The organism is Halomonas sp. I5-271120 (assembly GCF_030553075.1).
GTDB classification, from domain to species: domain Bacteria; phylum Pseudomonadota; class Gammaproteobacteria; order Pseudomonadales; family Halomonadaceae; genus Onishia; species Onishia taeanensis_A.
Window position 1 is genome coordinate 1,738,573 of sequence record NZ_CP130701.1, and the last position, 26,290, is coordinate 1,764,862.

Sequence of the window (26,290 nt, forward strand, 5' to 3'; positions counted from 1 at the left end):
ATGAACCAGCTTTTTGACAACCAGGCCAGTGAAACAGGACCGGTAGAATGTCTCGGACAGACATTTTCTAGTGACGCAGCCCGCCGGGAGCATTTTCTTAAACTGTTGGCTGAAAAACTGAAAGACCCTGAGTTTCGCAAGCAGGAAGGTTTTCCACAAGGTACGGACGAAGCTATTCTTGAGATATCAGATCCACCGTACTATACCGCATGTACTAACCCTTTTCTGGAAGACTATATAAAGTTTTTTGGTAATAAGTATGGCGCTTCCATTCCATATGCTAAGGAGCCATTCGCTACTGATGTAAGCGAGGGAAAAAACGACCCGGTCTATTTGGCTCATAGTTACCATACTAAAGTTCCCCACAAGGCTGTGATGCGATACTTGCTTCACTATACTGAGCCAGGAGATGTTGTTTTAGATGGATTTTGTGGTACAGGAATGACTGGCGTTGCGGCACAGCTGTGTGGTAATCGATCAGAGGTAGAGTCGCTGGGCTATAAGGTTGATGAGGAGGGAGTGGTAAGCTCATTATATGAAAATAATGGAGAAGGTATTTGGCAGCCATTTTCAAAACTCGGAGCACGGCATGCAATACTTAACGACTTATCTCCTGCAGCAACCTTTATAGCTCAAAGTTATAACCTACCCATTGATGCCTTCAAATTTAGAAGTGAAGCTAGGCAGGCGCTCGATCTGGTTGAGCGTCAAGCTGGGTGGATGTTTGACACATTGCACAAGCCGACAAATGAGGATATTGATGAAGCTATAAGCTTTCTAAGGTTGGAGGGGAAGCCAAAAATCCCAGAACATATTCCTTTTGGGAGAATTAACTATACTGTATGGTCGGATATTTTTTTATGCCCTGAGTGCGTCGGTGAGATTGTTTTTTGGGATGAGGCAGTTGATAAGGAAACTGGGAAAGTGGTCGAGCCATTTGACTGTCCACATTGTGGAATTTCAACAACTAAAAAATCTCTTGATCGAGCATGGGAGACTAAGTTTGACAATCTTCTAGGTGAGCATGTAAGTCAAGCAAAGCAGAAACCTGTTTATATCAGCTATAAGGTTGGAAAGGCTAAGTTTGGCAAGGTCCCGGATGAATATGATCTTGCTCTTCTGGATAAAATCGATAAGATGAAGCCTAATATATGGCTTCCTGTTTTTCGTATGCCGGAAGGAGATGAAGCGCGAAGGAATGACGATGCAGGGATTACTCATACCCATCAGTTTTATACACGAAGAAACTTGATATCTTTGGGTCTTTTCCGTTCCGGATATAAGGATGTTTTTAAAGCAATAAATCTAACGTCTACTGCTTTGGTCGCATCCAAGCTTTATCGATTTCGCTCTCAGAATGGCAGTTTCGGAGCTGGTGGTGGTCCAATGAGTGGTACGCTATATATTCCCTCTTTGATCAAAGAAATTCCAGTGACCAAGCTTCTTTCTGAGCATATAAAAAAGCATTTTAGGTTAAAAGCTTCCAGACCAATGACCGTTGGTGCAATTACAAATACAGGGTCAGCAACGAAAATTTCTTTACCTGAAGAATCAGTTGATTATATTTTTGTTGATCCGCCGTTTGGTTCAAATATTCAGTATTCAGACCTTAACTTTCTGTGGGAATCTTGGGTTTCAGTATCCACCAGTACCCAAGCTGAAGCCATTGAAAACAAAACGCATCAAAAATCTATTGATAAATACAGGCAGTTGATGACCGAAGCATTCAAAGAAATGCACAGACTGCTTAAATCAGGCCGCTGGATGACTGTGGAATTTTCTAATACACAAGCGGCAGTTTGGAATACGATACAAACTTCTTTGCAGGAAGCTGGGTTTGTTGTCGCGAATGTCGCAGCTCTAGATAAAAAGCAGGGTAGCTTTAAAGCTGTAAATACAAAAACTGCTGTAAAGCAAGATTTAGTTATTTCAGCATATAAGCCGAATGGAGGGCTTGAAGATAGATTTTTGAAAACAGCGGGAAATGAAGATTCTGTTTGGGATTTTGTCCGGACACATCTGGGGTATTTGCCAGTCGTAAAAATAAAATCCGGTGAGATTGACTTTATTGTAGAGCGAGATCCTCGCATTCTTTTTGATCGAATGGTTGCATGGTTTGTTCGACATGGAGTCCCCGTGCCGGTTTCGTCTCAAGAGTTTCAGTCCGGACTCTATCAGCGCTTTGTTGAGCGAGATGGTATGTTCTTTTTACCAGATCAATCAGCTGAGTATGATAAAAATCGCGCTCGCTCTGGTCAGGCACCACAAATGGAGATGTTTGTCTCCGATGAGCGTAGTGCCATTGATTGGCTCAGTGATTTCCTAAAAAAGCGTCCTTCCACATCCCAAGAAATTCATCCAGATTTTACTGCTCAGATGGGCGCAGGATGGAAGAAACATGAACCCAAGCCAGAGCTGAAGGATCTGCTGGCAGATAATTTTCTCGAATATAGTGGAAGTGGCGATGTTCCAAGCCAGATTCACAGCTACCTTTCCACTAATCACAAGGATTTTCGTGGACTAGAGAAGAGTGATCCTAACCTAATTGCTAAGGCCAAGGGGCGTTGGTATGTCCCGGACCCTAATAAGGCTCAAGATCTAGAGAAAAAGCGTGAGAAGGCGCTGCTCAAGGAGTTCCAGAACTACCTGGAGTTCACGGGGCGTCAGCTGAAGGAGTTCCGTCTGGAAGTGCTGAGAGCTGGCTTCAAGGATGCCTACAGCAAAAAGGACTACCAGACCATCGTATCCATCGCCAAGAAGATTCCCGAGGCATCGCTTCAGGAAGACGAAAAGCTGCTGCTCTGGTATGACCAGGCTTTGACGCGGACAGAAAGTGACTTCTGACGGATGAAGGGGCTGGTATGAATCAGGAGGAACTGCTCGCAAGGCTGAACGGCATCGAATGGAACGACTTCGAGTGCAAGCGTGCGCGTAATGGCGTGCCGGAAGACGCCTACATGACCGTTTCCGCTTTCGCCAACTCTTCCGGGGGCTGGCTAGTGTTTGGCGTCAGCGAGCGCGATGGGCAACTAGAAATCACCGGTATTGAATCACCTGACAAGGTTCAGAACGACTTTCTCGCTGTACTGCGCGGTGGTAAAAAACTGAATGTTCTGATCGCAGTGGAGCCGCACCGATACGAGGTTGAAGGCAAACATGTGTTTGCCTTCCATGTGCCGGAGGCGACTCGATCCGATAAGCCGGTGTACCTAAAAGGAGATCCTCGACAGAGCTATATTCGCCGTGGCGCCGGTGACGAGAAATGCACCCAGAGCGAACTGGAGCGGTTTCTGCGCGATGCCGCCCAAGAGAGATACGATGGTGCCGCTTTGCCAGATATTCCGGTTGAGCATTGCTTTGACCTGGATACCGTCCGCTGGTATCAGGCGCAATTTCACCGACGCAATCAGGAACATGCGGAGATTTCTGACCCGGTTGAGTTCCTGCTGAACTGGAACTTCATCATTGAGCAAGGCAATTCTATGCTGCCCACTCGAGCTGGGGTGCTGCTGTTCGGTGAAGGGCGCTATGTAAGGCAGCTATTGCCTCGCCCGGTGTTGGACTATCAACGGATTGATGTGCCGTTTGATCAGTGGTCCGCCGAGCACCGTTGGCATGACCGCTATGTGTTCGAGGAGAACATTTTCAGAAGCTGGCAGGGGTTAGTTTCCCGCTATATGCGGATTGCCGAGCATCCTTTTTCCATCGACCCCGCTACCTTGAGGCGGAATGATGACCCGCCGGATTACGTTGCCTTTCGTGAAGCAGCCATCAACCTCCTGATCCATCAGGATTATGGTGACCATGGCCGCAAGGCATCCATTAGGATGTTCTCTGACCGAACCATCTTCTGGAACCCGGGTGACGCCTTCGCCACTGAGGCAGAGCTGCTGGAGCCAACGGAGAAAGAAGTACGCAACCCGTCCATTGTCAAAGCCTTCCGGCGAATAGGCCTGTCGGATCAGGCCGGTACCGGTATCCGGGCAATTTTCCACAACTGGCATGAACTGGGCCGGGTGCCGCCGCTGCTCAATAACGATAAGGGGCGCAAAGAGTTCGAGCTAGTGCTGATCAACAAGGCGTTGATCAACGATGCCATGGAGCGGTTCCGTCGAGATATTGGAGTCAGCTTGTTGCCAGAGCAGGCTGATGCGTTGGCTCTGGCCCTGGAGCCATCGAAAGAGGGCCGTATCAGCCTCACAGATATTCGTGGGCTGGGCATCAACACCACGCGTCAGGCCAAGCAGATTGCCGAGTTTCTGGTTCGTCAGCAGCTGCTTGAGCCGGTAGGGGACACGCTTTTCGAGCTGAAAGCCCCCCTCAAACATCGTTTTCTGGAGCGAGCGGAACCTTCCACCGGGGAAGTCACCGGGGAAGTCACCGGGGAAGTCACCGGGGAAGTGTCTGAGAAAGTGTCCGAGGAAGTGCAGAAGCTACTGTCGGTCATGACCGGAGAGATGAAACGGGCCGAGATTCAAGCAGCGTTGGGTCTGAAGCACGAGGACCACTTCCGGGACGCCTATCTCAGCCCGGCATTGGCTTCCGACGTCATTGAAATGACCGTTCCGGACAAACCTCGCAGCAGCAAACAGCGCTACCGGCTGACCACCAGGGGGCGTGCCTTGCAAGGAAAAGAGCAATCATGAGCAAGGTGTTCAAGGTTGGGGACTGGTGTTGGTACTCTCAGCAGGCTACGCCTTGCCGGATTATCGAACGCCAGGAGGTGTGGGGAGCAACTACCTACCGCATCTGGCTAGCGGCCAAGGATGCGGTTGTCCGCGCCCGCGAGCCGGACCTGGCAGAGCTTCTTGATATTCAGCCAACGGTTGAACAGATCCTGCACTCGGTGGCCGCCGCCAAGCTGCTTGATGCCCTGGAAGACAACCTACTTCTGGCTCCGGTTCAGTCCAGCGTGGTGCCGTTGCCTCACCAGCTCTATGCCCTGAATCGTGCCATGGGCAGGGACCGCATACGCTACCTGCTGGCCGATGAGGTGGGCTTAGGTAAAACCATCGAAGCGGGCCTAATACTCAGGGAGCTGAAGCTCCGGGGAATGGTGAAGCGAGTTCTGGTGGTAGCCCCCAAGGGCCTGGTGCGCCAGTGGCAAGCTGAGATGCGGCTGCACTTTGGCGAACAGCTTCGGTTCATCGAGGCATCGGATCTGGCCGCTTTCCGAGCCTGGCGTGATGACACTACCCAGGGTGAGGACAATATCTGGCGCATGCACGACCAGGTGATCTGCTCACTGGATTCGGTCAAACCGGTCGAGAGTCGCCGGGGCTGGAGCCTGGAGCAGCTTGCCAACTACAACCGTGAGCGATTTGAAGACCTCGTGTCCGCTGGCTGGGATCTGGTGATTATCGACGAATCCCACCGCATGGGGGGCAGCACCGAGCAAGTGGCCCGCTACAAGCTGGGTGCCGCCCTGGCCGAGGCTGCTCCTTATTTGCTGTTGCTGTCAGCTACACCCCACCAAGGCAAGAGCGATCAGTTCTTGCGGCTGATGCAGTTGCTGGATCGCGACACCTTCCCCGATGAGTCCAGTATCAATCAGGACCGAGTACAGCCTTTCGTGATTCGTACTGAGAAGCGTTCTTCCATTGATGCGGAAGGGCAGCCACTGTTCAAGCCCCGCTCTACTCGGCTGCATGCTGTTGCCTGGCAAGCAAAACATGCGGCCCAGCAGCAGCTGTACGAGGCCGTTACTGATTATGTGCGCCATGGCTACAACCAGGCGATGGCCGCCAAGCAGCGTCATATCGGCTTTCTGATGATCCTGATGCAGCGCTTGGTGACATCCAGTACTGCTGCCATTCGCGCAACGCTGGAGAAACGCCAGGCCCTGCTTGATACACCTGAGCTGCAGGCGGGGTTATTTGATCTCGCTGATGCCGATGAATGGGCCGAGCTGGACAGCCAGTCCCAGCTGGATGCGGCCCTGCAGTCCAGTAGCTGGGCACAGGAGAAATCAGAAGTCGATACGCTGCTGGCACTGGCCCGGGAAACTGAGCAACAAGGCAGCGATGCCAAAGCCGAGGCTTTGCTGGAGCTGATATACAAGCAGCAGCAGGAAGAGAATGACCCTGAGCTGAAGGTGTTGGTGTTTACGGAATTCGTGCCAACCCAGGCCATGCTGGCCGAATTTCTGGAAAGCCGTGGGTTCTCCGTAGCTCTGCTAAATGGCGGGATGGACCTGGAGGCGCGAACCAGAGCCCAGAAAGCGTTTTCTCAGGATGTGCGCATACTGGTTTCCACGGATGCCGGTGGCGAGGGGCTTAACCTGCAGTTCTGCCACGTCATCGTCAATTTCGATATGCCCTGGAACCCAATGCGGCTGGAGCAGCGGATTGGGCGTGTGGACCGCATCGGCCAGCCTCACGTGGTTCGTGCCGTCAATTTTGTACTGGCAGACACGGTGGAATATCGCGTACGGGAGGTGCTCGAAGAGAAGCTGGCCGTGATTGCGGAAGAGTTCGGTGTCGATAAGGCGGCGGATGTGATGGATTCCGTAGAGGTTGAGCCCTTGTTCGATGAGCTCTTCGTGCATGGCTTGCAAGATCCGTCCTCCATTGATCAGGAATGCGAGGAAGTGATCGATCAGGTCCGGGATAAGGTGACCGCGTACCGGAAAGACAATGACCTTTTGACGGAAGACCATACGCTCGAAGCCGACGATGCTCGCAAGTGGCGCGATCACCCGGCACAGTTCTGGCTAGAGCGGGCCATCACCACCGGGTTGGCTGGTCGTGGCGGCACTGCCGTCAAACATGATGATGCCTGGCAGGTGATCTGGATGGATGGCAGTGAATCTCACCGCGTGTGCTTTGATGCGCGTACTGCTGAACAGAACCCTGAGCTGGAGTGGATCACACTGGAAGACCCCAGAGCCCGTGCTGTGATCATGGATCTGCCACGCTTCGTAGTCGGTCAGCCAGTGCCGGTGGTGGCGGTACGTGGATTACCAGACACCGTCCAGGGTGTCTGGTCGCTCTGGGAGATCAGCCTGAGCGCAGGCAGCTCCTCCAGTCAATTCAATCGAAAGCGGTTTTTGCCGGTGTTTGTGATGGATAATGGCCGGTCATTTGTACCGACGGCAAAGCGTATCTGGGATTTACTGCTCACTGAGCATGTTAAAATACAACAAGCCACCGGGCTAGAGCACGCCATCGAGTGGTATGAATCATCCTCTAAAGCCGCCCATGCTCAAGGGGAACAGTTGTTCAACGAGCTATTGGATGAACATCGCTCTTGGCTATCAGAGGAGTGTGATCGCGCGACTTACTCCTTTGAATCACGTCAGCAGGCGATTGGCCGTATTGGTCTGTCTGCGGTCAGGGAACATCGGCGAAAGCGACTTCAAGCAGAGCACGAGGTTCGAATGGCAAAGTTGCGGGATGCCGAAACCTGCCTTCCGGATATGCATGCAGTTCTGGTGTTACGGATCGGTCAATCTGGGAGGTCAGCTTGATGAGCCTTTGGGCCAAACGAATTCTAGAGGAGTTTCCATCCGACCTGGCTCGGCTGTGGATAGCAGCAGACCCTGATGATGTATTGCTAGACGAGCAGGTGCTTGTCGAGCTGAGGGATCGTGGATTTGAGGTACTGCCATTCAAGGACAGTGTGGCCTTTCGTGCTGAATATGAGGAACGTTATCGTATTCCCTGGGAACAGGGTGAGCCAGGCCCGGCAAGAGCAGTTATCCTCCACCTACGAGGCACTGACCTTAGTGAGCTGCCATGGGACTATCTGCGCTCATCACGGCAAGTCCATTTGGGACTTCATGAGTTATTTTCCAAGCTGAGTTATTCCGTTGTCAGGCAGGTTGGTGGCGAGCTGCTGCCAGCCCTATTTGAGTCACAAGCCAAGCATGTCACTCAGGATCTGGGAGAGGCGGCCACCAAGGATTTTGTTCTGACACACATTTTCCGCTTCAGCCCTCACCTGATCACGCGGGAAGAGGATCTCTGGCGGGAGATGCTGCGATTACACTTTCGGGACATGGCCGTACCCAGAGTTCTGGCAGAGTACGTAGCTCAGGTTATTACGGAGAACAAGCCCTTCGATAACATCCCTGTTGCTGACTTGCTGGTACATAAAGATTTGGCTCTGAGAACGGTTCAGGATGCCTGGTACCGATACCTGCATAGGCTGGGCCTTAGTGGTGGTCGCACCGGCGAAGGGGCTCCCAAGACCTACGTTCCAGAGTTATCGATACCGTTTGATCATCATGATATTAGGGTTATCGTTGATTCCATGTTCTTGGATGGCACATTGCACCCACTGGAAGTGCAGGATGTTCCGTCTGATCTGCCAGAATGGATAAAAGCTGGCATTATCCGAGATCCTAGAGCAAAAGCGAAGCTGGTGTTGGATGGTATCGAAAGCCTTTCCAAAGAAATACCCGACACTGACTCTGGTTATCGAGACTGGATGCATTTTGCCAAACGGTTCGGCGAGATCCTGTCGAGGTTTCATGGATTGGATGTGCCCCGGGCGGAATGTATCAGGGCGGAGATGCAGAATTTTGTTCGGCAAATAGATGAGAAACTAGAGCATTGGGTTTTCAGACACTATGCTGACTTGTCCTCCTTGCCTATCGTCAAGGGGCCAGTGATGCTTCATCACATACCCCGTTATTTGGCCATGAATCATTCGCCCAGCAATGAAAAGGTAGCTTTGGTTGTCTTTGACGGTTTGGCTTTTGACCAGTGGGTTCATATTCGGGAAAGTCTTGTTAAGGCATGTGACAAGCTGATTTTCAATGAGTTTGCTTGCTTTGCATGGTTGCCGACGCTGACTTCGGTATCCCGTCAGGCTCTGTTTTCAGGGCTTCGACCAAGAGAATTCCCGGATAGTATCGAATCGACTTCACGCGAACCCGCTTATTGGTCTCGGTTCTGGCAAGACCAAGGTGTGCGCCCCAATGGGGTTATGTTCCGTAAATCCATCAAGCGTAACGACGACCTGCCGGAACTGGAAGATGCTTTGTCCAACCCGGCTATCAGGGTGGCAGGACTGGTTGTGGACACCGTTGATGAGATTATACACGGTGCTGTGCTGGGTAAGCAGGGCGTAGCAACTCAGATCGCTAACTGGTGTGAGACTGGATTTATTACAAAGTTGTTAATTTTCTTGTTGGATCACGGGTACCAAGTATACTTGACTGCAGACCATGGTAACGCGGAAGCCTCTGGTATTGGCCGTATCAATCAGGGCGTTACATCTGATCTTCGTGGAGAGCGTGTACGCACCTATCGCAGCGAGACCACGATTGCCGAGACAGCAGCTGCTTATCCGGAGACTCTCCGTGTTGATGTACCTGGCTTGCCCGCTGATTTCATGCCGCTATTTGCTCGGGGAAGAGAAGCCTTTGTACCGAAAGGGAATCAGGTTGTTGTTCATGGGGGTATGTCACTGGAAGAGCTTGTCGTCCCATTTGTGAGAGTGAGTTACGTAAATTGACTCGACAGAAAATTTCTTCACCCAAGATTGGTTTTGATCGTTACATTGCTCTTGACTGGGCCGCTGCAGCCCTGCGTGCCCGCGCTGAATCCGGAACCGTTGATGACCTAAACGAGTTGCTTGATGCGGCAGGACTGGGCGTGGAAGCTCGGAAAAAAACTAGAACTGTCTTGAACCGGCTTTGGCTACAGCCCCGCCCGGAGCTGGCTGATTTCGCCCAGCGAGGCGTGGATATATACAAATCTGATCCGAGTGTGCCCATTGCAGCACTAACCTGGGGCATGGCGATTGCCACCTATCCGTTTTTTGGCAAGGTGGCCGAACTGATAGGCCGCCTGTCATCTCTACAGGGGGACTGTGCCTCTGCGGAAGTTCACCGGCGCATGAGTGAAATCTACGGTGAACGAGAGGGGACTCTTCGCATGACGAATATGGTACTCCAATCACAAGCTAATTGGGGGGTCATTGAGCGCGTGGAAAAAGGTAAACGTCTGATCAGGATGGCACCAATCAGAATAAGTAGCGAGGAATCTGTTACTTGGCTGGTAGAAGCGGTATTGCGCTATGCAAATAAGGCATTCCCAGTATCGGTGCTGTCTTCCCAGGCTGTTATATTCCCTTTCATGCTAGACCAGCCGCTCGGGTATTTGGTTTCAAAGAGTCCAAACTTAGTTGTATATTCTCAGGGGGTAAATAGTCAGTTCGTATCTTTGCCAAGTTTTGCGAGTTAAGCCCAAGTGTCATATAAAGTATCAATTGATTATAGTTGGATCCAGAGAATCAATGGTTTAGCCGTGGCGGGCTGCGTATCCCGGCGAGCGCCGCGGTACTATTCAGCGCTGGGTAGTTAGGTACATGAATTGCGTGGCCTTCACACCGAGGGTAAATAGCCGAAGGTAGAAGTCGATATCTTTGGCTGCATGGTGCCGGGCGGAGGCCGGAGTAGATTCAGTTCATCCAAGAATGAACAGTAGAGGAGTTCGGACACTGGGTAAGTCGCTGGACATCGGAATGCGTGTGGTTATCCGCGGCTGACCGGCCAGTCGGTCCTGGCCGGCGCATCGGGCGCAGGTCAATCGACCCGTTCGTTGTTTTTCAGTATGGTATCTAGGGCGGCTTCCTCATTGTCCTCATCGTCTTCGTAGCCAAAGATGTCGCTAAGTGAGTCCCATTCCTCCTGCTCGTCGTAGTTGTCGTTGTTGCCGTAGTCATCCTCGGCTAGCACTCCGTCTTCGCCGCTGTCGTCGTCCTCACTCATGCGGTATAGGGCGGTGTGGACGACAACATCGGCCATGCTTTCGCCATGACGTCTCTCGACAGATATGTCGAGCATGCCCTGGGCGGCAGCCGTGTTGAGTCGATCCCATACATCCACATCGTCCGGCTCTGCAGGAACGCCATGCCGCTGAAAACTTCGACTTGTGAGGCGGCAGGCCACGTCGCGGTCGTACTCATCTTCCAATTCGTGGAAGGCGCTGTACTGGTGGAGAATGTTTGATGTTCCGTAGGTATCGGGCATTGGGCACCTCGGGTCGTAGCAAGGCCGCTTGTGGCGGCGTGGGGCGGCAGATGGAAGTGCCCCTGGGCACTGCCATCACTCGACTATGAGAGCTGGTTCCGTGCTTTCAAGTTAGCATGGCAAACAGGCACGCTGGATTCCTAGGCTCTCCACCAATGACTTGAACTCATACGTCAGCAGAAGTCGTTGATGCGGTATCAAGTAGTTGAAGAACCAACTGGCCCGCTCAAGGCTCGCTCAGATTTCTGTCGATCAGCCCCGCCTGTATGAGTAGTATCTCCCAGCCTTCGAGGCTGAGAAGGAAGCTCCTCTCCCTGTCCCACAGAAAGCTCGCCTTTTGCCAGTCATGTCACTGCCAAGCCAAAGCTGAGATCGGGAATTGCCAAGTTGTCAAAGCCGATGGACAAAAAATAGTAATTCGAGGCCCCAGTGCCGCCCTGAGTGGGCAGCACTGGCGTTATGTCGTGTATCGCTTTCACAGGTATCCCAGCTCAGCAAAGGAATTGCATCCTTCGCTCCCGACTACGATGTGATCGATCATCCGGATCTCCACTAGGTCCAGAGCTTCCTTGAGCCGTTGCGTGATACGTCTGTCGGCATCGCTGGGCTCCGGGTCACCCGATGGGTGGTTGTGGACCAGGATCACCGCGGCGGCATTGCAGGCCAGGGCCTGCTTGACCACCTCACGTGGATAGACGCTGGCCGAATCGATAGTGCCGCGGAATAGCCCCTCGAAGCTGATTACGCGGTGCTGACTGTCGAGGAACAGGGCGCTGAACACTTCGTGCTCGTAGTCCTGCAGCAGCACCTGCAAGTACTCGAACGCGAGAGTTGGTTGGGTGATCTTTCGTCCCCTGGCCAGCCGTCGCCGAGCGAAAGCCTGGGCGATGCTGACCAGCTCCGCCTCGGTCATCGGGGCGGTGATGTCATAGGTGCCGGCGACTTCGCCGGCCTTGAGCTTGCGGTGGTTCATGGGTGTCTCCTCAGGCCGCCATGACCATTGCCATGCGGCGCTCCAGCTCCTCGTAGAAGGCTTCGACCCGCTCGGAGATGGTGCGGATCATCGCCTCATCCCGATAGGCCCGCTTAACGAACAGCGGCATACCCGGCCAGTAGCTGACGAAGTCGATCCACTCCCGCTCGCTGACCCATAGCCCGCCCTGGCACTGGCCAATGTGCTCCTGGGGCAGCTCTCCCTCGATCAACAGTTCGATCTGGTATTTAGGCAGTTTGGTCTTGATCTCCACCAAACCGTTGCTGTCCACCAGACAGTCCGGTGAGTACCCGACTCCATGGTTCAAGATGATGCCGACCTGCTCCAGGCGGGGCAGCCCAGCGGATTCGTGGTAGAGCTCTCGGGCCACCGGCTCCAGCTCATGGCCGCGTTGGGTGTGGGTATTGCCCTGAAAGACATCGGAGGGCTCACCCGTGATGCGCTCGCCGATCAGCTGGTGCATGTAGCTCAGCGCACCGGCACCGAAGTCTCCCGGCCCCTTGCCCTTAACCAGCAGAGTCTTCAATTCGGACATGGTGACGATGCCCAGCCGGGCGGCATGCCACTCGGGCGTGCCCTGGTCCAGTGTCAGGATCTGCATGACGATCTCCTTCTCGATAAGACGGCATAAGCCGCGAGGGGCTGCCCCTCGCTGGCTGGTCAGTGGTGTTGACGGTTGGGCTGCGCTCGCTTCTGGAGGGACGCGCGCAGTTTGTCGAAGTCGTCGCGCGGCACCTGTTCGGCGTCGCCGTACTTGCCGACGAACCACTCTTGGGTCGCTGGAGGGCAGGCGGCGATCAGTTTCTTGATCTGCCCCGCCTGGAAGGACGTGACCGGCTTGATGGGGACTGCGGTCTGCCCGTTGTCGTCCTGGCCCCGGGTGGTGATGTTCAGCAAGGCGCAGAGTACGTAGCGCTTGCCATAGCTGGTCGAGGAGCCGAAGGCCTGGACGGCATTCTTGTTACCGCTGACATCGGCTGGCAGCAGCATGCTGGTTTCCTCCCGGTGGCCGTCCTGGTGCATCAGTACGCCGGTGACCTGAATGCCTCGCTCCTGCGTTTGGATACGAAAGCTCACTGCGAAGCCGTGCGTCTTCATGATCGGGCGCACGGTATCGACGATGTCCTCCAGGGTGGCGTAGTGGCCGTTGTTGCCCTGGCCACGCTCGACGATGCTCGGCAGTTCGGTCTGCATGGCTGCCATGGCAGCGCTGTAGGCCATCAGCGCCTGGCGATCCAGCACGCGCTCCTGCATCTGCAGCAGGCGCTCCAACTTGTCGATGTCGACATCAGGATTGAGAGCGGCCCTCTCGATCACCTGGATGATCGCGGTGCTGTCTGGGGTGGCTTGCGTAACCGGTGCTTTGTTGACGGTCTTGGGATGAATAGGGGTTGCCATAATGGCCTCCGTTAGCGATAGCGTTGGATGACGTCAGGGAGTTGTTCGATAGGCACCGGCTCAAGGGTCAGGGCCACGCGGTAGACACGACCCTCGGCCAGCACATGGGTCTCTGTTGCGTGTTCGCCGGCCTCCAGCAACTGACGCGTCAGCTGGGTCAGGACACGGCACATGTCGAATGTCATGGGTGATTGCATGGGTATCTCCAGAAACAGCAACGCCCGGCCTTTGAAGGGGCCGGGCGCTATGCCGTGATGAGGGAAAGACTGAGTGGGGGGTGTCGCTACTGGGAAATCAGCCCACCAGCGCAAGTGCTGACTCCAGGGCCTTGTCCTTGAGACCGGCCCCCTGGCCAAACCAGGCGGAATCCATCCGATAGTCGCTGCTGCGAGCGCGCTTCTCGTGATCCACGTACTCGGTGACCGCGTTGAGCAGCCCCCAAGCGGTGCCTTGCGCCGTGCACAGCCGAGAGCCACGCCCCTCACCCTGATAGAGCTTCTGGACGCGATTGAGGGCGCGGACGTTGGGTAACTTGGAGGGATCGTCCAGCGGCGCCTCGGCGTTGCAGATCACCGACTGAAAGTAGGTTCTCGCTTCCTCCTGGCTGACCTTCCGCTCGGCCAGCGTTTTCAGGCGATACATGAAGTCGTCCCACTGTGAGACCGAGATCCCCAGCTGCTGCTTGACCAGCTGTGGGCGAAACTCGGTGCTGTGCGGCACCTTCACCCCTTGCGACATGCCGCCCACGGCGATGGTCAGGGTGTTGTTGCATACCACACGGACGGAGGTCGGGGTGGCGACGGTGGCCAGGGACCCATCGCAGGACGTGGCCAACAGCAAGTAGTCGTTGACCTGGTCCTGACCCTTCAAAGCCCCGCCCAGGCCACTCTTGGCCAACGCCCAGAACTTGCGGCCACCTTTGAGCACCCCGGCGGTCTCGAGCTCATAACCCGCGTATTCCGTGAGATCGCGATAGAACTCCAGTACCTCTTCCGGCTGCACCACCTTGTAGCGTTGGGAGACCACCGACAGCGGATCCTTGGTATCGGAGCGGTAGAGCACTTTCTGTTCTGGGAAGGAGTGGATGCTGCCCAAGTGGCCCGCGCCATCGGCAATGAAGCGCACCGGGGATTCATCGATGTGCCAGTCCATGCCGGCTTGCTGTCGCCAGACCTCCAGCGGCTGGTGACGAGACAGCTGTTGGCCCAGCCCATGCCAGGGAGTGTCGCCGACGTAAGCCATGTGCTCGATTTGATGTGCCATGAGAAATCTCCTGAACGAAAAAAAGCCGGCTGAGTGCCGGCTGGTGGGATAAGAGGATGAGTCGTGCCGGGTCAGGCCAACTCACGGAACGCGTGGCCACAGCCCAGACAGAGCCAGGGGATGCCTTCTCCGGGAGGGAACAGGTTTACAATTAGGCGATCGCCAGCCGCAGCTCCAGCGATGCCTCCTGATGCGCCGGCGACGACAGCGGCAGCGGCTCGGGTGAGCGGAAATTGTCTGGAAGAGAGCAGGTTTCCGGGAGAGTAGAGCGACCCACAGGCGCCCTGTAGCGTACCGGCCATTGCGCCGGCCGCGATCCCGAGTTTGCGGGCAGTCTCGAGGTTGATGACGCGCTGCGAATCGCAGCGCAGGCAGGGTGGGGGCATATGGCGTCTCCTGTGCCGGTGGAAAAGGCCCGGGGAGGGCTCTGTTCACAGGAGTTATATAGATCTCAAAAAGTTTGTATTCGTCGCTATCTGAAGCGCCCCGGATTTCGTAGACACCTCCAGGCCATATACTGAAGGCACCAAGGAGGCCCCATGAGCCGCTGGGATAACTGTCACAACAACGCCATTGCTAAAAACTTCTTCAGTTGCTCAAGCGGGAGCGGAGTAAGCAGCAAACATATTCGACCCAGAAGGCCCGCCAGGAGCGATGTGCTCCACTATATCGAGATGTTCTACAACCCGAGGCGCCGGATCAGCACGAGCGGTGATTTGTCTCATATCGAGCATGAGTGGCGATACACTCAGAGCCTGACGGGTGTTTAGAGCCCCGGGGTGATTCACAACAGCAAGGAGCGGCAGATGGCGTGCATTAAGCAAGTCAGGGCAGAGAAGTGGGCATTGGGCAGGGAGGAGTTCATCATTGATGAGGAAGTGGCTCAGCGGCGCCCGGAGCACAGTACTAGCATTCAGGCAACGGCAGAGCACTTGGGGTCTCGACAGCAAGCGCGAAGCGAGCTTGCTGGGATTTTAATTGATAAAATAATAATAGCCGTTTGGCTTTTGGCTCTGATTTTTCTGGTGATCGAATGAAATCTTACGAAGAAGTCCAAGGTATTAAAATTAAAATAATTTGCTCTGGTTGTGTTGGTGAGAGCTTTTTAAGCAGCTGTGTTGAGGACGAGGGAAGACAGGGTAAGTGTGAATACTGTGAGGAAGAAGGGATTGTTGTTTGCCTGGAAGAACTTTCGGAGCATATAGATCGGGCGTTTGAAAATCATTATGCTAGGACTTCTAACGAGCCTGATTCTTGGCAGTACGCAATGCTTAAAGACAAGGAGATGGATTATGATTGGGAACGGGAAGGGGAGCCCACCATATATGCAGTCATGAACGCGGCTGAAATACCAGAGGAAGCGGCTAGCGATGTCCAGGCAATATTGGAGGATCAATATGAATGCATGGATTCAGCTGCTATGGGAGAAGAGTGCGAGTATGAATCCCAGGCTCATTATGAAGAAATAATGCCCGGTGATGAAGGATGGCAAGAAGGCTGGAGAAGGTTTGAGAGAACAATAAAATCTGAGGCGAGATTTTTTAACAGAGAATCGGCGAGCCAGCTTGGTGAGCTTTTTAATGCAGTGGATGAGATGAGAGACATAGATGGCAAGCCACTCGTCGTGGATGCCGGTCCAGGGGCTGAGCTTACACATTTATATCGAGCAAGAGTCTTTCAGTCTGACGATAAGCTTCAGGCCGCTATGATCCGACCTGATAAAGAGCTGGGCGCCCCACCCTCAGTGTTTGCTAGTGCCGGTCGAATGAATGCAAGGGGCATATCTGTGTTTTATGGGGCAACTTCAGTCGATACAGCACTGGCAGAGGTCAGACCTCCTGTAGGAAGCCAAGTGGCTGTAGCTAGATTTGATATCGTTACTCCCATCAGGCTGCTTGATTTGAGTGCGTTGAGCCGTGTTCATGAACGAGGCAGTATATTTGATCCGAGTTATGCTTATCGACTGAGCAGAACGATATTTCTTAAGAAGTTAAGCAACCGGATGGCTTATCCGGTAATGCCTGATGATAAGGAGTCTGAGTATTTATCAACCCAGGCTATAGCTGATTTCTTGGCGACGGAAGGGGAAGTGCCCTTGGATGGAATTATTTTTCCATCTGTCCAGATTGGACGATCAGGATTGAATGTGGTTCTCTTTCATAAAGCTTCCAAATGCCGAGAGATGGAGTTTCCAAAGGGGGCAGAGTTTTGGGCAAGTACCTACTTATCAACTGAAGATGGGCCTGAGCCTGATTATTCTGTTGTAGAGAGGGTCCCTCAACAGTCAGGCGGATTTGACGATAGGAAGGGTGTCGATGTTTTTGGTGTGTCTAGAATTGGCATGATGGATGGAAGCGAGTTGGATGAGAGAGGAGATACGCTAGAGGTCGATGTGGAATCGATAGAAATTCATGTGGTGAATGCAATCAGTATAGGTGCCTCAAGTCATAGAGTTAGAAGAACTAGATATTGATAACTCGATGGGGGTTGTCGTGATCTGATTCTGCGGCCAAGATGACATTCAATACAAAGCCCCTCGGCCCTTGATGGTTATCACGAAGTGCTTTAGTACCCTTGGTCGATCATGGTGTGAGTGCGTGCCCCGGTGAGGATTGTCAGGGAGCAGTTACGGGCGATCCAGCCGTCGACTTCCTCTTCCAGCCAGGCGACACAGCTCACGCCGATCGGCACGAGGGCAGGGAAGGTGCACCGCCGGGTGCCCTCGTAGATGGCGGAGTGGCTCTTGCCGGCCTTCTGTGTCAACGCCAATGAAGGTTGACCGCTTTTCATCAGTTCAGATTGTCCGGTTTATGTCAGTGCTCTTTCATCGGAACAGATTCAGGCTCGTGTGAGGGCTCGTCCTCCTTCGTCGTTGGTGTCGTCACCAGACCGGCTCGTCGCTTGTCCTTCAGCCGGTAGCTTTCGCCCTTGATGTTCAGGGTGGTCGAGTGGTGCAGCAATCGATCCAGAATCGCCGTGGCGATGACCTGATCGCCAAAGATCTCGCCCCAATCCATGAACGATTTGTTCGAGGTGAGGATGGTACTGGCTCGCTCGTAGCGCCGGTTGATCAAGCGGAAGAACAGGCTGGCTTCTTCGCGGGTCATCGGTAGGTAGCCCATCTCGTCCAGCACCAGGACCTTGGGGTAGGTCAACTGCTGGAGTTGCCGATCCAGACGATTCTCTTGGCGAGCACGTATCAGGGTGCTCACCAGCCGGTCCAAGGTCATGAACAGCACCCGATGGCCGGCTTCTGCCGCCTTCACGGCCAGGGCGACGGCGAGATGTGTTTTCCCGACGCCAGGTGGCCCGAGCAGCACGACGTTTTCACCGCGCTCGACGAAGCCCAGGCCGGCCAGCTCGCGCACGATCTTGTGGTCGATGCTGGGCTGGAAGCTAAAGTCGAACTGCTCCAGGGTCTTGATCCACGGTAGTCGGGCCTGCTTCAGACGGGATTCCAGGCCCTTCTGATGACGCCCGCCCCATTCTTGCAACAGGGCCTGTTCCAGGAACTCGCGGTAGTTCAGATCTTGCTTGCTGGCGTGCTCACAGAGGCTGTCGAGCGAAGCCTGGAGATGCTCCATCTTCAGGCGATCGAGTAGCTGTTCCAGGGCCATCACAGCACCTCCTCGTAAGCGCTCAGGTCGCGCTGCTGAACGGAGAGCGTCTGCTGCCACAGAGCAGCATGATGCTCCGGCACGGTTCGCCATCCGGCCTGAGGAGCCTGGAGGCGATGCGTGGCAATGATTTCTCCGGCCGCTGTGTACACCGTCAGCTCATCGTCCAGGCTCAGTCGGATCACCACGGCCTGGCCGCAGTAACTATCCGGGACGCTGTAGCGGTTGCCACGGACCTCGATGTAGCCGTCCCAGCCGACCTGACGCAGGCCGTGGTAGCGGGTATCGAAGTCCATTGCCGGCAGCGCTTGGAGGGCCTCTACCTCGGCGGTAAAACGTTCGGCCGGCGTCTGGCGGAACTGCCGTAACGGCCGCTGATCGGCCACTCGCTCCAGCCACAGCTGGAGCAGCTGGTTCAGATGGGTGTAGCTTTCGAACTGTCGGTAGCGCTGGAAGAAGTGCTGCTTCACATAGCCCACCATGCGTTCGGTCTTTCCCTTGGTCCTCGGACGCTGCGGACGGCACGCCTTGGGGGCGAAGCCATAGTGGTTGGCCAGTTGCAGGAAGCCGGCATTGAAGATCACCCGGTGGTCGCGATCATGCTTGAGCACCGCAGCCTTCTGGTTATCGACCAGCACCGTGCGTGGCACACCACCGAAGTGGCGGAAGGCTTGCACCAGCGCCTCGTAGGTGTGCTCGGCGTCTTGGCTAAAGGCTGCCCAGGCATGGAAACGCCGTGAGTAGCCAAGGGTGTTAACCGCGAAATTGACCTTGCCACGCTGGCCGGCGACGACCGTGTCGATCTCGCCCCAGTCATGCTGCAACTGAAAGCCGGGCTGAGTCTCGAACCGCACGGTCTGCTTGCTGGGACGCAAGGCTCGCTTGGGCTGAATGTACATTCGCACCATGGTGCTGCCGCCGGTGTAGCCCTGCTCGCGAATCAACTGGAAGATCACCTCGGCGTTCCAGACATTGTCGGCCAGCAGCTGGTCAATGGTTGGCTTGAAGGGATCGAGCTTACTCGCTCGTGGCCTGGCCGGTCGCCCAGTCGGTGCCACCTCGCGAGCCAGGTGGCGCCGCACGGTGCGTTCGGAACAGCCGATTTGGTGAGCAATATCCACGAGGTGAGCGCCTCGCTGGCGTAGTTGCTTTATCATGAGAAAGTCCTCTCGGCTCAGCATGGTGAAATCTCTTGTAGGCTTCGTCACCAACAAGGGAAGGCCATGCGGGTCGGGGGACAATCTGTTTTGATGATTTACGGACTTATAGCTCCGGCGTCGACATCTGCCCGCCCTCCTTTCGGCGCAGCAGCCGTTTGCCCAGCTCGATCCGCTCGACCGCCTTGAAGCGAGATGAGGAGTGGCGAGGTTGCGTGATCATCTGTAGTTCCTCTTGCGTGGCTATTTGAATCTGTCCTTGAGCGGCCTCGGAGCAAGTTTGCGGGCCATTAGAGACATGCTGCGGCGGGCGCTTGCTAGCTTACGGGAGAAGCGCTGGCTGCGTGAACAGCTGGCGTTGTGTGGCGGGCTCCCACAAATCCGCCCGGGACATGATCAGCTTGCAAGGAAGGGCGCTTCCGTGCGTTGCGCTGGCGTTGTAAATTGGCCATCTACAACGTGGCTAGATTGTTTTGATTAGAAGTATAGGGATTTCTTTTCTAAAGGAGGGGTTGTGTTCCAGGATTTTGAGGAAAAGCTCGATCAATACGTCCAGAGTCTTGATATTCTAGATAGTCCACTGAGAAGTGTTTTGACATATTACTTCACGCTTTTCTCTCAACCATATATTGAAAAGGCCGTGTCAGGGACTTGGGGTGATAGAGAACTGGCTGACTGTTTGAAAGGAAGGTTCTCTTATATACTTCCGATGCTAGAGGAGTGTAGCAAACGGCCATGGGGGAGTTCCGCCATGGATGCGCTCTCCGTTGTGGATGATGGTTTTAGAAGTAAGGCGGTTGATTTAATCAACTATGGCCATTTTTGTGAAATTGCCCCGTTTTATTGGAGAGGGTTTTACGAGGAGTGTGAAGAGGGGGGGGATGTTTTTCTTTCTTTTAAAGATGAAGCGGTCAGAGGTTTTGAGGAAAAAGATATTGTGCTAACTAGGCTTACTGGGGCCTTGAGTTTTAGTCCGCCGCCAGTCTTTTCAAACTACATATATCATGTCTTATCAGTCAGCCCAGGGGTTGCTGTTTATGAGCATTGCATGGACTGGGTGGTGGCAAGGCATTTTGAATGGTTTAAAGAAAATTTTGATGAAAGCCAGTTTCTCTCGAAGGAAGCTTATTATTGGTCCCTTGGGGTTAGTGAGCGCGAGTTTGTTGATTTCAGATCTTCTTGCTTAGCTTTTGCGCAATTTCATATTGATGTGTTGTTCCTAATAGGTAGGCGGATAAGAAATGGTGTTTTGGATGAGGATTTTTACCATGCAGAGTTATTGGAATGGTGTGCTCCATGCTTGGATAGAAATGCGTTCAAAGACATAATAATGAAATATTCAGGGATATCAAAAGAGTCCTATAACTCTTTGATGAGGGTTTACTCTTACTCATTCGATGATACTGATAGTGTGGTTGGAGAAGGGTATGTGCCGCCATTCATGTTTTCGGGTGACACTTGCATTTTTTGCCCACTTTTAGTTATGCATATGATGTCTTCTAGGAATATTCTTTATTATACGCTAAAGAGTAACTCCAAACTTTTTGACAACAAGGTTTCCCCGCATCTTGAGCCGGCTTTAGTGGATGCTGCAGCAGAGTTGTTTGAGCGCGTAAAAGGTGTGGAGGTTGTTAAAAATCATGAATGGGGAAGAGGGGAGTTTGATCTTTTGTTATATAGTCAAGACGAAAATTCTGCTGTGCACGTGCAGGCGAAAGCAACAATGCCTCCTGAAGGCGCTAGGATGGTGAGTCGTCTAGAAGGAAGAATTCAGGAGGCAATCTCTCAGCTAGGGAAGTTTGACAGTCTTTGTGAAGTTGAAAAAGATCAGGTTTTGTCCCGCGCTTTGGGTAGGAAAGTTGAAGGTGTTAAAGTTTCGAATTCGGTCCTGAGTTGGTCTGGTTTTGGGACATTTAAGCTTTGGGAAAAAATGGATGAGATAGCTCCAGTGAACGTCGTCATGCTCGATATTTTGACAAGGAGGGAGGATTTTAAATTATCCGATTTCTGCAATAGAGTTCATGGCTTGGTCGATGAGTTGGTTGATGCTTCTAATGTTAAGTGTGAAGAGGTGAAGCTGGAGGTTGGTCGAGATTGTATCTCTTTTCCAGTGATTAACTTGAACTTTTTATCTTTGTATAAGTACAAAGATAAGTGCTTGTCTGGTGGTGGCTTGATTAATCTAGTGGTGTGAATAGCTTGTCAGCCCAGCCCTGCATCATGGCCTACTGTTGCTCTGACGTCATATGCTCAGCATGGGTATACACACCCTCGAGGCCCGGTAGCTTGTGCGATAGCCGGGCTTCGATCCAGCCCCGGGATATCCCATGTCCTTCAGGCCGATGGCAACAACGTGATGGCTACCGAGGGGCATGTGCCGGCCCTCGAACCCCATGCGCTTGAGCGCCATGCCGAAGGCATCATCGGCGATAGGCTTGGCGGGATCATTCCGCCCTGGGAACACAGGCAATAGCTCCCCGTCATGCCGTGAAGCTCCTTCAGCACCTTGAGGGTTTGGGTGGGCAAGGGGACTTGATGAGCTGGCTCCAACTTTATCCTGTCCGCCGTGACTCGGAAGGGGGCGAACCGACTACCCGCCGCTTAGGAGGCGCGATTATGCTTTTGCAATCTTCCTACCGTTTTTCGAACGTGCTTCTGGCACATCATTGATGGTGGGTGCCACCAGCTCTGCCACCTTTGTGAGGGCCTCTTTCCGCTCTTCAAAGTAGTCGTGACGATCGTAGATACCTTCCACACCCTTGAGTTTGTGGTTCAGGCACCGTTCCGCGACATGGCCTGGGACGCCTGCGGCAGCCAACAGGCTGCGGCAAGTACGTCGCAGGTCGTGTACGGTGAATTCGGCAATATCGCCCATTCTGTTCTCCGGCTGGGGTTTCTTGCCTGGCTCTTTGCCGAATAGCTTGGCAATGGCGCGGTTGAGCGTGTCCTTGCCCATGTGGGGCCGCTTGCTGCTGCGGCGGCTAGGGAATACATATGTCGATCCGCAGGCACGAATCTTGAGCTCTTCCAGCCAGCCGATGGTTTGTGGAGGGAGGGGGATGACAATCCCCTTGCCCGTCTTGCTGCGCTCCCCGGAAAGCTCCCACTGCCCGCGCTTCAGGTCGAACTCAGACCACTGGGCTTCTGTCAGTTCGGTCTTGCGTACCCCTATTACAAGCAGCAGCGCGCAGGCTAGGTAGTTGTCGCGGCTGAAGCTCTCCCGGTTGTCCCTGAATACCTGAAAGACCTGGTGAAGCTCCTCGGTGGTGAGGGCGCGGTCGCGGCTCTTCTCGATGCCGCCGGCATCGTTGACGCTGAAGGCTGCTGCCGGGTTGTAGGTGAGCAGTCCCAGCTTGATAGCGTGGTTAAACAGCTGCTTCAGGTACATCAGGGAGTCGTTGGCGATGGCCGGTCGCCCGCTGTTGGCGACCTTGCGGATGATGGTTCGCACGTCCATGGGGGTGACGTTATCCAGGGTGAGGTGTCCGATGGAGGGCGCGATTTCCTTCTCGAATATCCGCTTCGGGATGTTGGGGTGCTTGAGGCGCTTCTCCAGGTCTTGGTGCCAGTCGTTGAAGAGATCCTTGACGGTGTGGATGGCGATCTGCTCTTCACGCTTGCGCTCTTCGATGGGGTCGATGCCGTTACGTATGGTCCTCTGAGCCTCTACAGCCTGCTCGCGGGCCTCGGCCAAAGATGTGTCCGCGCACTTGTCCAATGTCAGCTCACGGCGCTTTCCGGCGAGCGTGTACCGATGCATCCAGTAGGGAGCTCCCCTTTTGGGAATCATCAGGTACAGACCGTTGCCATCGCTGTAGCGGCCCGGGGTGCCGTCCTTGATCAAGGCCTGGACCTTCTTGGCAGTGAAGCTACCCATCACCCCTCCCAGAGATCATTGCTAATAGATTCAAAACAATCGTTTGAATTCGTGACTGAAAAAAGGGTGGGTGAAGCGCAACTCCTTGTTTGCATTGTTTAGGTCGCCAGGGTGGCAGGAGGTGGCGCTCGCCGCAGGGGCGGCGAAAGCTGGCAGTGAGCATCTGAATTGGGGAGTACATGTCGGGTAAATCGCGCCTTTTGGTGGGGAGTAAGTTAATTTACTACCCATTGTACTCCCCAATTGGCGGTGGCTTAAGCTAGATGTTTGTAGACATCTGTAGACAATACTTTCATTTTTTTCTATAAAACCAATGCAGTATGGGTTCTTGTGGATGCGCGTGGACATCACTCAATGTTTTGGATCTGCTCGCGCATTTGCTCGATCAGCACCTTGAGCTCCACGGCGCTGCGGGTCGTCTCGGCGACCACCGACTTGGAGGACAGGGTATTGGCCTCGCGGTTGAGCTCCTGCATCAGGAAATCCAGGCGCCGGCCCACCGGACCCTTGAGGGTGAGCTGGCGCTCGACCTCGTCGACGTGTGTAGCCAGGCGGTCGAGTTCTTCGTCGACGTCGGCCTTCTGGGCCATCAGGGTCAGTTCTGCTTCCAGCCGCTGTGGCTCGAGTTCGGCACGCACCGTGTCTAATCGTGCAAGCAGCTGGTCCCGCTGGCGCTTGAGGATGTCGGGCATTTGCACCTTCACCTCGCTGACCTGCTCGCGAACGGCGGCCAGGCGGCTTCTGACCAGCGCGGCGAGCTCGGCACCTTCCCTGGCGCGGGCCTCGAGCAGGGCGTTCAGCGCCTCGCGGAACAGTGCCTGGGCGCTGTCTGTCACCACGTCGATATCCGGGCCACCCGATTCGAGCACGCCGGGATGGTCAAGCAGCGACAGGGCGTCGGGCATGGCGGCCTCGGGCACGGTGCGGCGCAGCTCGCCGAGGGCAGCGGCCAGGCCGGCCAGGCGCTCGGCGTTGATGCTCAGGGTCTCGCCGTTGGTCGGCACGAAGCGCAGGGTGCACTCGACCTTGCCTCTGTTCAGCCGCTGGCGCAGGGCGTCGCGGTAGCCGGGCTCCAGGCCGCGCAGGGTCTCGGGCAGGCGAAAATGCAGATCGAGATAGCGCTGATTGACCGAGCGCAACTCGAGCTCGAGGCTGCCCCAGTCGGCTTCCCGGCTGGCCCGCGCGAAGGCGGTCATGCTGTGCACCATGTCGATTCCTTACGGTATACCTGAGATGTAATAAGGCGAGTCTAGCGTAACCGATTCCCGCTGGGGAGCGTGTAGAATGGCGGCCACGCGCCGGCGCTTGCCGGCCTTTGTTCTGTTTTCCCGCAACGAGAGATGTCATGTCCACCACACCCCTGCGCCCCAGCGGCCGCCAGCCCGATCAGCCCCGCGATATTCGTCTGACTCGCGACTACACGCGCCACGCCGAAGGCTCGGTGCTCGTCGAGTTCGGCGATACCAAGGTGCTGTGCAACGCAAGCGTCGAGGCTGGCGTGCCGCGCTGGCTGCGTGGCAAGAACCAGGGCTGGGTGACTGCCGAGTACGGCATGTTGCCGCGGGCCACGCATTCCCGCAGCGGCCGTGAGGCGACTCGCGGCAAGCAGGGCGGCCGTACCCTGGAGATTCAGCGCCTGATCGGCCGTTCGCTGCGCGCGGCGGTGGATCTCAAACAGCTTGGCGAGTTCACCATCACCGTCGACTGCGACGTGATCCAGGCCGATGGCGGCACCCGTACCGCTTCGATCACCGGCGGCTGCGTGGCGCTGGTCGATGCCATCCGCTACCTGCAGCGCGAGAAGAAGCTCAAGAAAGACCCGCTCAAGCAGCTGGTCAGTTCGGTCTCTGTGGGGCTCTTCAAGGGCACACCGGTGGTCGATCTCGACTACCCGGAGGACAGCCGTGCCGACACTGACATGAATGTGGTGATGACCGAGCAGGGCGGGCTGATCGAGGTGCAGGGCACCGCCGAGGCGGGTGCATTCTCCCGCGCCGAGCTCAACGCCATGCTCGATCTTGCCGAAGGCGCGGGTGCGACGCTCTTCGATCATCAGCGCGAGGCGCTGGGCATTCGCAAGTAGCGGTGTCGATCAGGGCGTGATGGCCCCATCACGCAAGACGCCGGCTCAGGGCCGGCGTCTTGCGTTGCGGTGGCATGAGCGCCTGGCGCGACAGGCGCGAGCGACGGGCATACTAAGGGCGTACTAAGGGATGGAGGCGCTCAGATCTCCAGGTCGTACTCGACGATCAGCGGTGCAAATTCCGAGAAGGTCGCGTCACGGTCGATCCAGGCGTCGACCACATTGCGGCGCAGGTTGGGGCCGACCAGCTGGTAGTCGAGGCGCCAGCCTTCCTGGCGGGAGCGCGGCTGGTGCTGGTCGAGGGCCGGCCACCAGGTGTACTCGCCTGCGTCGCGGTTGACCTCGCGGAAGGTGTCGATAAAGCCGATCGGCCCGAACACCTGATCCATCCAGGCCCGTTCCTCGGGCTTGAAGCCCGGCGTGGTCTGGTTGTCGGCCCAGTTGGCCAGATCGATGGTCTTGTGAGCCACGTGCCAGGTGCCGCAGATGATGTACTCGCGACGCTTGCGCGCCATCTTGCCAAGATAATCCTGGTACTGGCTCATGAAGTCCTGCTTGGCGGTCGGATCACTGCCGTCCGGCATCAGGAAACTGGCGATGCTGAAACGGTCGTAGTCGGCCTGCAGGAAGCGACCCTCATTGTCGCACTGGGGGAAGCCCAGCCCGTACATGATGGCCTTGGGAATCTTGCGGCAATAAAGCCCCACGCCGGAAAAGCCGTCTTCCTCGGCGTCGAGGAAATAGCCTTCATAGCCTTCCGGGTAAAGAATGCTGTCGTCCAGTTCGAAGCTCTTGGCCTTGAGATTCTGGACGCAGACGACATCGGCATCCTGACCGGCCAGCCAGTCGAGAAAGCCTCGCTCGACCGCTTCGCGGATACCGTTGACGTTGATGCTGGCGATTTTCATTACGTGGTCCCT

General features: G+C 55.0%; 21 protein-coding genes. 9 read left to right on the forward strand and 12 right to left on the reverse strand.

Features of this window, described 5'->3' with window-relative positions; all coding sequences use genetic code 11:
* From Q2K57_RS07745 to Q2K57_RS07765, 5 genes are read left to right on the forward strand one after another with little or no spacing between them, the layout of a single operon-like run.
* Nucleotides 1-2,844, forward strand: coding sequence for a DNA methyltransferase (locus Q2K57_RS07745; protein WP_304526525.1), 2,844 nt, complete (start codon nt 1-3; stop codon nt 2,842-2,844).
* Between the two features lie 17 nt (nt 2,845-2,861).
* Nucleotides 2,862-4,646: a Fic family protein gene (locus Q2K57_RS07750; RefSeq protein WP_304526526.1), complete on the forward strand. Its 1,785-nt coding sequence runs from the start codon at nt 2,862-2,864 to the stop codon at nt 4,644-4,646.
* Nucleotides 4,643-7,468 (forward strand): DEAD/DEAH box helicase, encoded by a 2,826-nt coding sequence (locus Q2K57_RS07755; RefSeq protein WP_304526527.1) that lies wholly within the window; start codon nt 4,643-4,645, stop codon nt 7,466-7,468. The genes Q2K57_RS07750 and Q2K57_RS07755 overlap by 4 nt, the downstream gene beginning before the upstream one ends.
* Nucleotides 7,468-9,462: a BREX-3 system phosphatase PglZ gene (gene pglZ / locus Q2K57_RS07760; RefSeq protein ID WP_304526528.1), complete on the forward strand. Its 1,995-nt coding sequence runs from the start codon at nt 7,468-7,470 to the stop codon at nt 9,460-9,462. Before Q2K57_RS07755 ends, pglZ begins: the two co-directional genes overlap by 1 nt.
* Entirely contained in the window at nt 9,459-10,193 is a 735-nt protein-coding gene (locus Q2K57_RS07765; protein WP_304526529.1) for a hypothetical protein, read from the forward strand. The genes pglZ and Q2K57_RS07765 overlap by 4 nt, the downstream gene beginning before the upstream one ends.
* Before the next feature lie 341 nt (nt 10,194-10,534).
* Here Q2K57_RS07765 and Q2K57_RS07770 read toward each other — a convergent pair whose 3' ends face one another.
* From Q2K57_RS07770 to Q2K57_RS07795, 6 genes are all read right to left on the reverse strand, one after another.
* On the reverse strand, nt 10,535-10,981 hold the full coding sequence (locus tag Q2K57_RS07770) for a hypothetical protein (RefSeq protein WP_304526530.1): 447 nt from the start codon (nt 10,979-10,981) through the stop codon (nt 10,535-10,537).
* A gap of 475 nt (nt 10,982-11,456) precedes the next feature.
* Nucleotides 11,457-11,954 (reverse strand): DNA repair protein RadC, encoded by a 498-nt coding sequence (gene radC / locus Q2K57_RS07775; RefSeq protein ID WP_304526531.1) that lies wholly within the window; start codon nt 11,952-11,954, stop codon nt 11,457-11,459.
* Between the two features lie 10 nt (nt 11,955-11,964).
* Nucleotides 11,965-12,576, reverse strand: a complete 612-nt coding sequence (locus Q2K57_RS07780) for a lambda exonuclease family protein (protein ID WP_304526532.1) — start codon at nt 12,574-12,576, stop codon at nt 11,965-11,967.
* Between the two features lie 59 nt (nt 12,577-12,635).
* Nucleotides 12,636-13,373: an ERF family protein gene (locus tag Q2K57_RS07785; RefSeq protein WP_304526533.1), complete on the reverse strand. Its 738-nt coding sequence runs from the start codon at nt 13,371-13,373 to the stop codon at nt 12,636-12,638.
* Nucleotides 13,374-13,384: 11 nt separating this feature from the next.
* The gene (locus Q2K57_RS07790; protein WP_304526534.1) at nt 13,385-13,570 is read right to left on the reverse strand and encodes a hypothetical protein; all 186 of its coding nucleotides are present in this window, start codon (nt 13,568-13,570) and stop codon (nt 13,385-13,387) included.
* A gap of 97 nt (nt 13,571-13,667) precedes the next feature.
* The gene (locus tag Q2K57_RS07795) at nt 13,668-14,636 is read right to left on the reverse strand and encodes a DUF932 domain-containing protein (RefSeq protein WP_304526535.1); all 969 of its coding nucleotides are present in this window, start codon (nt 14,634-14,636) and stop codon (nt 13,668-13,670) included.
* A gap of 806 nt (nt 14,637-15,442) precedes the next feature.
* Between Q2K57_RS07795 and Q2K57_RS07800 the strand changes: the two genes are divergently transcribed.
* Complete coding sequence (locus Q2K57_RS07800) at nt 15,443-15,673, forward strand: hypothetical protein (RefSeq protein ID WP_304526536.1); 231 nt, start codon at nt 15,443-15,445, stop codon at nt 15,671-15,673.
* The gene (locus Q2K57_RS07805) at nt 15,670-17,109 is read left to right on the forward strand and encodes an RES domain-containing protein (protein ID WP_304526537.1); all 1,440 of its coding nucleotides are present in this window, start codon (nt 15,670-15,672) and stop codon (nt 17,107-17,109) included. Before Q2K57_RS07800 ends, Q2K57_RS07805 begins: the two co-directional genes overlap by 4 nt.
* 92 nt (nt 17,110-17,201) lie before the next feature.
* Here the strand turns inward: Q2K57_RS07805 and Q2K57_RS07810 are convergent, their stop codons facing one another.
* Genes Q2K57_RS07810 through istA form a run of 3 tightly spaced genes read right to left on the reverse strand, consistent with a single transcriptional unit; the run spans nt 17,202 to nt 19,434 of the window.
* Nucleotides 17,202-17,426: an AlpA family transcriptional regulator gene (locus tag Q2K57_RS07810; RefSeq protein WP_304526538.1), complete on the reverse strand. Its 225-nt coding sequence runs from the start codon at nt 17,424-17,426 to the stop codon at nt 17,202-17,204.
* A 23-nt stretch (nt 17,427-17,449) separates the two neighbouring features.
* Nucleotides 17,450-18,256, reverse strand: coding sequence for an IS21-like element helper ATPase IstB (gene istB, locus Q2K57_RS07815; RefSeq protein WP_304526539.1), 807 nt, complete (start codon nt 18,254-18,256; stop codon nt 17,450-17,452).
* Entirely contained in the window at nt 18,253-19,434 is a 1,182-nt protein-coding gene (istA, locus tag Q2K57_RS07820) for an IS21 family transposase (protein ID WP_304526540.1), read from the reverse strand. The genes istB and istA overlap by 4 nt, the downstream gene beginning before the upstream one ends.
* Before the next feature lie 490 nt (nt 19,435-19,924).
* Here istA and Q2K57_RS07825 point away from each other — a divergent pair, with 490 nt between their 5' ends.
* On the forward strand, nt 19,925-21,604 hold the full coding sequence (locus Q2K57_RS07825; protein WP_304526541.1) for a hypothetical protein: 1,680 nt from the start codon (nt 19,925-19,927) through the stop codon (nt 21,602-21,604).
* A gap of 420 nt (nt 21,605-22,024) precedes the next feature.
* Here the strand turns inward: Q2K57_RS07825 and Q2K57_RS07830 are convergent, their stop codons facing one another.
* Nucleotides 22,025-23,287 (reverse strand): site-specific integrase, encoded by a 1,263-nt coding sequence (locus Q2K57_RS07830; RefSeq protein WP_304526542.1) that lies wholly within the window; start codon nt 23,285-23,287, stop codon nt 22,025-22,027.
* A 347-nt stretch (nt 23,288-23,634) separates the two neighbouring features.
* Nucleotides 23,635-24,495: a YicC/YloC family endoribonuclease gene (locus Q2K57_RS07835; protein WP_304526543.1), complete on the reverse strand. Its 861-nt coding sequence runs from the start codon at nt 24,493-24,495 to the stop codon at nt 23,635-23,637.
* Nucleotides 24,496-24,632: 137 nt separating this feature from the next.
* Between Q2K57_RS07835 and rph the strand changes: the two genes are divergently transcribed.
* Nucleotides 24,633-25,370 carry a ribonuclease PH gene (gene rph / locus Q2K57_RS07840; protein ID WP_304526544.1) on the forward strand — a complete coding sequence of 246 codons (738 nt, stop codon included), beginning with the start codon at nt 24,633-24,635 and terminating at the stop codon, nt 25,368-25,370.
* 140 nt (nt 25,371-25,510) lie between these two features.
* On the opposite strand, the gene Q2K57_RS07845 is transcribed toward rph, so the two are convergent.
* Nucleotides 25,511-26,278 (reverse strand): exodeoxyribonuclease III, encoded by a 768-nt coding sequence (locus tag Q2K57_RS07845; protein WP_112055596.1) that lies wholly within the window; start codon nt 26,276-26,278, stop codon nt 25,511-25,513.
* Nucleotides 26,279-26,290: the final 12 nt, after the last annotated feature.